Source organism: Burkholderia sp. APQ4-4ca, assembly GCF_057837105.1.
Genome location: NZ_JBYQCG010000116.1, coordinates 26019 through 32208, shown reverse-complemented (window position 1 = coordinate 32208; position 6190 = coordinate 26019). Strand labels below are relative to the sequence as shown.

6 protein-coding genes are annotated in these 6190 nt (G+C 62.6%); 5 read left to right on the top strand and 1 reads right to left on the bottom strand.

Annotated features, from left to right (window positions below):
* Positions 1-41 precede the first annotated feature (41 nt).
* Complete coding sequence (locus AC3IFE_RS15020; protein ID WP_089467448.1) at positions 42-944, bottom strand: LysR family transcriptional regulator; 903 nt, start codon at positions 942-944, stop codon at positions 42-44.
* Between the two features lie 116 nt (positions 945-1060).
* On the opposite strand from AC3IFE_RS15020, the gene AC3IFE_RS15015 reads away from it, so the two are divergent.
* The 5 genes from AC3IFE_RS15015 to AC3IFE_RS14995 all read left to right on the top strand — a co-directional run bounded on the left by AC3IFE_RS15015 (position 1061) and on the right by AC3IFE_RS14995 (position 6129).
* Positions 1061-1939, top strand: coding sequence for an alpha/beta fold hydrolase (locus AC3IFE_RS15015; protein ID WP_089467447.1), 879 nt, complete (start codon positions 1061-1063; stop codon positions 1937-1939).
* 4 nt (positions 1940-1943) lie between these two features.
* Positions 1944-3362: a 3-isopropylmalate dehydratase large subunit gene (leuC, locus tag AC3IFE_RS15010; protein ID WP_489190973.1), complete on the top strand. Its 1419-nt coding sequence runs from the start codon at positions 1944-1946 to the stop codon at positions 3360-3362.
* Complete coding sequence (leuD, locus tag AC3IFE_RS15005) at positions 3359-3973, top strand: 3-isopropylmalate dehydratase small subunit (protein ID WP_089467445.1); 615 nt, start codon at positions 3359-3361, stop codon at positions 3971-3973. Before leuC ends, leuD begins: the two co-directional genes overlap by 4 nt.
* Positions 3974-4081: 108 nt before the next feature.
* Positions 4082-5431, top strand: coding sequence for a dicarboxylate/amino acid:cation symporter (locus AC3IFE_RS15000; protein ID WP_489190970.1), 1350 nt, complete (start codon positions 4082-4084; stop codon positions 5429-5431).
* 71 nt (positions 5432-5502) lie between these two features.
* Entirely contained in the window at positions 5503-6129 is a 627-nt protein-coding gene (locus tag AC3IFE_RS14995) for a tyrosine-type recombinase/integrase (protein WP_489190969.1), read from the top strand.
* The last annotated feature ends 61 nt before the right edge of the window (positions 6130-6190 follow it).

Sequence of the window (6190 nt, the reverse complement as noted above, 5' to 3'; positions counted from 1 at the left end):
GTCACGTGTGAGCCCGGTTCGCTGCTCACAACGATAGCGTGTCACGCAAGGTTCGCCGGCCTGCGCAAATACTCGCCCAGGAAGTCAACAAATGTCCTGAGCTTGACCGAAAGCTGGTTGCGCTCCAGATAGATCGCATGGATATTGGCGTCCGGCAATGCCCAGTCCGCGAGCAACGAAACGAGTTCGCCGCTCGCTAGGTGCTCCGCGATCTCCCACTGCGATCGCACGACAATCCCGCGCCCTTCGAGCGCCCAATGCAGCACGACGCCGCCGTCGTTGCTGGACAATGCGCCATCCACCTTGACAGTCTCCGCCCGCTTGCCGCGGGAAAAATGCCACGTGCCGTACGCCGACTCGTTCTCGCGCAACACGATGCACGCGTGCCGTATGAGATCGTGCGGCACGGAAGGCTCGCCATGCCGCGCTACATAGCCGGGTGACGCGCACACCACGCGCCTGTTTTCGAGCAGGAGCCGCGCGTTGATGCGCGCATCCGGCACCTCGCCGAAGCGAATTCCGAGATCGAAGCCCTCGTCCTGAAGACTCATCGGGCGGTCGGTCAGATGCAGCAGAATCTTCATCGCGGGATAGCGCGCGACGAATTCCGACACCGCCGGCGCAATGCGCGCCCGGCCAAATCCAAACGAAGCATTCACGCGCAGAAGTCCCGTCGGCTCGCCGCGGCTTTGCGTGACGAGGTGCTCCAGTTCCGACAACTCGTCGAGAATGCGCGAGCCGTTCGACAGGTAGAGCTCGCCCTCCGGCGTAAGACTCAGACGCCGCGTCGTGCGGTTCATCAGGCGCACGCCGAGGCGCCGTTCCAGTTGCGCAAGCCGCTTGCTGATCGCGGGCGGCGTCACGCCCAGTTCGCGCGCGGCAGCGGCCAAATTCCGATGCCGCGCCACGAGCGCGAACAGATTCAGGTCCGAGAAACCATCCATTTCAATGCTCCATATTGTTTGTTGATTCGTTCCTTAAAGTTACGACCGGAATGAACTTCAGGAAACCAAATCGCATGATTCATCAATTAGACTCGAATCAAGATCAGGAGACAACCATGTTCGAAGGCTTCAGGAACGTGTCGGCGACTGTCGACGATGTACGCATTCACGCCATACAGGGCGGGCGCGGCCCCGCGCTCCTGCTCCTGCACGGGCATCCGCAAACGCATGCGATCTGGCACAGGGTCGCGCCCGCGTTGGCGGAGCATTTCACGGTGATCGCCGCCGATCTGCGCGGCTACGGCGACAGCGGCAAGCCGCCGGGCGCTGCCGATCACGCGAACTACGCGAAGCGCCGCATGGCGCTCGATCAGATTGAACTGATGCGTAGTCTCGGCCACGCGACCTTCGCGGTGATCGGCCACGATCGGGGCGGGCGGGTCGCGGCGCGCATGGCGCTCGATCATCCGGATGCGGTGACGCGCGTCGTGACGCTCGATGTCGCGCCGACGCTCGCGATGTACGAGCAGACTTCCTTCGACTTCGCGCGCGCCTATTGGCACTGGTTCATGCTGGTGCGTCCCGCGCCGTTTCCGGAGACACTGATCCTCGCGGATCCCGATCTCTATCTCAAACAGACGATCGGCGCGCGCAGCGCCGGCCTCGCGCCGTTCGCGGCCGACGCTTACGCGCAATATCTGCGTTGCCTGTCCGATCCGGAAACGGCGCACGGCATCTGCGAGGACTACCGCGCGAGCGTCACGATCGACCTTGAGCACGATCGCGCGACGCTCGCTTCACGGCAGCGCATCGTCTGCCCGTTCATGGCGTTGTGGGGCGCGCAAGGCGTGATCGAGCAATGCTTCAAGCCGCTCGCCGAGTGGCAGGCGTATGCAACGAACCTGCAGGGCGAAGCCCTGCCTTGCGGCCACTACATTCCGGAAGAAGCGCCGGAGTTGTTGCTTGAACGCGTGCTGCCTTTTCTCAGCGAGTAAGCCGATGTCCAACCGAACCCTTTACCAGAAACTCGTCGATTCGCACACCGTCGCGCGTATCGACGAACAAAACGTACTGCTGTACGTCGATCTGCATCTGATGAACGAGTACACCAGCCCGCAAGCGTTCAGCGCACTGGATGCACGTGGCCGCGCCGTGCGCCGTCCGCATCAGCAGCTCGCCGTCGTGAGCCACATCATTCCCACTCATGCGGAGTCGCCGCGCGTGATTCGCGATGCGGCGTCGCTGTTGCAGGCGCAGAACCTGGCGCGCAATTGCGAGCGCGCGGGCATCCGGCTCTTTGCAGCGGACGATCCGCTGCAAGGCATCGAACATATCGTCGCGCCGGAACTCGGCCTGATCCGCCCCGGCATGGTCGTGCTGTGCGGCGACAGCCACACCACCACCTACGGCGCGCTCGGCGCATTGGGCTTCGGCATCGGCACGTCGGAAGTCGAGCACGTGCTCGCGACGCAAACGCTTGTGTACCGGCTTGCGCGGCCCATGCGCATCACGATCGACGGCGCATTGCCGTACGGCACGTCGTCAAAAGACGTCGTCATCTGGATCATCGGCAGGATCGGCGCGCAAGGCGCGCGCGGGTATGCCGTGGAATTCGCAGGTTCGACAATTGAATCGCTGTCGGCCGAGGCGCGCATGACCTTGTGCAACATGACGGTCGAAGCGGGCGCGCGCGCTGCGCTGATCGCGCCGGACGCGACCACCTTCGACTACGTGCGCACCCACGCGCCTTCACTCGACCAAGCAGCCTGGGAAGCTGCGCTCGAAGACTGGGGCGACTTGCAGTCTGACACGGGCGCACACTTCGACGTCGAACACCGCTTCGACGCGTGGAACATCGCGCCGTTCGTCACCTGGGGCACGACTCCCGATCAGGCGGTCGCCATCGATCAGCCGATCCCCGACGAAACCGTGCAATCGACCCCGGAAGCCGCGGCCTCGCTGCGCCGCGCGCTCGACTACATGGGACTCGCCCCCAACCGGCCGATTGCCGGCACCCGTATCGACCGCGTGTTTATCGGCTCATGCACCAACGGGCGCATCGAAGATCTGCGCACGGTGGCCGCGATCGTGCGCGGCAAGCGCGTCGCGCCAGGCGTGCGCGCGATGGTCGTGCCGGGTTCGGGCAGCGTGCGTCGTGCCGCCGAACAGGAAGGCATCGCGAAGACGCTGATCGATGCGGGCTTTGAATGGCGCGAGCCGGGCTGCTCGATGTGTCTTGCGATGAATGACGACATACTCGAAGCCGGCGAACGCTGCGCGTCCACAACCAACCGCAATTTCGAAGGCCGCCAGGGACGCGGCGGCCGCACGCATCTGATGAGTCCGGCCATGGCGGCGGCTGCCGCGCTGACCGGCTGCATCACCGATGTCCGCACACTGGAGGCATATGCATCATGACGCGACTCACGATCATCGAAGGCATCGCCGCCCCGTTGCCGATCGACAACCTCGACACCGACCAGATCATGCCGAAGCAGTTTCTGCGCATCATCGACAAAACAGGTCTCGCCGACGGTCTGCTGTACGACCTGCGCTTCGACGGGCGAGGCGCAGCTCGCGCGGACTGCGTGCTGAACCGGAGCGCTTACGCGAACGCGCGCATCCTGATCGGCGGCGCGAATTTCGGCTGCGGATCGAGCCGCGAGCATGCGGTGTGGGGCTTGCAGCAATACGGATTTCAGGCGGTGATCGCGCCGAGCTTCGCGGAAATCTTCTATTCCAACGCGATGAATAACCGTCTGCTGCTCGTGCAACTGGATCGCGATGCCGTCGATGCGTTGACGCGCGAGGCGATCGCAACGCCCGGCACATCGATCTCGATTGATCTCGAACAGCAGACGGTGAGGTCCGCGTCGGACCAGCAGTATGCGTATCCGCTTGGTGCGCGCCACAAGCGCATGGTGATCGAAGGCATGGATACCGTCGATCTGACGCTCGACTCTCTCTCCACAATCGAAGCGTTCGAACAGGCGCATTTTGCGCGGCATCCCTGGGCGCAAGTGATGTAAGCATCGAACCGCCGCGCGACGCAGCGGGTTCCCTGCTTTAGCCAAGCCGATTCCCTTCCGACCGAAGAAGGGAAGGGCATCCCTTTGCCTCGAAAATGGAGGAGACACATGAAGCGCAAACCGTTTTACACGATTCTCTATGTGCAGGTGCTTGCGGCCATCGTCGCCGGCGTGCTGCTCGGCCATTTCGCGCCGCACGCGGCGATTGCGTTGAAGCCGCTTGGCGATCTGTTCATCAAACTCGTGCGGATGGTCATTGGGCCGGTGATTTTTTGCACGGTCGTGACGGGTATCGCGGGCATGCAGGACATGAAGAAAGTCGGCCGCGTCGGCGGCAAGGCGCTGCTCTATTTCGAGGTCGCATCGACCCTCGCGCTAGGGATCGGTTTGCTGGCCGCGCACGTGATCGCGCCGGGCAACGGCTTCAACGTCGATCCGTCGACGCTCGATGCGCGCGCCGTTTCAGGCTATGCGGCGCAGGCGGCGCATGGCGACGGCATCGCCGGATTTATAGCGCATGTGATACCCGACACGTTTCTCGGCGCGCTGGTTCAGGGCGACATCCTTCCCGTGCTGCTGATCGCGATGCTGTTCGGCACGGCGCTCGCACTGATGGGCGGGCCCGCCGCGCCCGTCACGCAGATGATCGAAACCTTGTCCAAGGCATTCTTTCGCATCGTCCGGATGGTCACGAGTCTCGCGCCGATCGGCGCCTTCGGGGCGATGGCATTCACGATAGGCCGTTACGGCATCGGTTCGCTGCTGCCGATGCTGAAGCTGATCGGCACGTTCTATTTCACCGCGTTCGTGTTCGTGGCTGTCGTGCTCGGCATCGTCGCGCGTCTGTGCGGGTTCAGTCTCTGGCGCTTTCTCGCTTATATCCGCGACGAATTGCTGATCGTGCTGGGTACATCGACGTCCGAGGCGGCGTTGCCGCAACTGATGGACAAGCTCGAACGCCTGGGTTGCCCGCGCGGCGTGGTGGGGCTCGTCGTGCCGACCGGTTACTCGTTCAATCTCGATGGCACTAACATCTACATGACCCTCGCCGTGCTGTTTCTCGCACAGGCGACCAACACACATTTGTCGTTTGCGCAGCAACTCACGCTATTGCTTGTCACGATGCTGACCTCGAAGGGATCGACGGGCGTGACGGGCGCGGGATTCATCACGCTCGCTGCGAGCCTGTCCGTGGTGCCGACCGTTCCCGTCAGCGCGATGGTGCTGATCCTCGGCATCGATCGCTTCATGTCCGAATGCAGGGCGTTGACCAACATCGTGGGCAATGGCGTAGCGACGATCGCGGTATCGGCGTGGGAAGGCGAGCTCGATCGAACGAAGCTCGCGATGGCGTTGGGCAATGAGGAGCAGGCCAGAGGCCATTCACGGCCCCCCGATATGCGCGAAACGGCCGCTATTGATCGCGAACGGTCCTTCACAAATGATTTGATCCGGTGACCGCTTCGGGTCGATAGCGCCCGCTGGTAGAGGTGCACACTCAATCTCCCTTTGCTTGAAAGGAGATTGTCATGGAAACCGAGAACGTCTTCGTTGGCCACCGTGTGCCATGGAACAAGGGCAAGCTCACCGGGCAGAAGCCGCCGTTAAAGCTCCGAGAAATCTGGGCGATTCGGACGAGACTTCAGATGACGTCGAACCTTCGTGATCTCGCGATGTTCAATCTCGCAATTGATAGCAAGCTCCGAGCGTGCGATCTTACGCGGTTGCAGGTTCAGGATGTCCGCCACGGAAGCCACGTGGCGTCTAGAGCGACGATTATGCAGCAGAAGACCCAGCGGCCCGTGCAATTCGAGATCACGGAACAGATCAGTGAGAGCCTCGAAGCTTGGATCGAAGCGCGGAGACTGAAGGCGGAGGATTTTCTGTTCCCGAGCCGGTTGCATACATCACCGCATCTGTCGACGCGCCAATATGCCAGACTGGTGCATCGGTGGATTGCGTGGATTGGCCTTGACGATACGGCGTATGGTACCCACACGATGCGCCGGACAAAAGCTTCGCTGATCTACCGGCGGACGAAGAACCTTCGGGCGGTGCAATTGCTGCTCGGACATACCAAGCTGGAAAGCACGGTTCGCTATCTCGGCATTGAGGTCGACGATGCCCTTGAGATAGCGGAGCAGACCGAGGTTTGATGGCATCGCTGCCGGCGAGCGGTCGCTTGCCGGCCATGAACCGCCCTTCGACTGCCGCGCC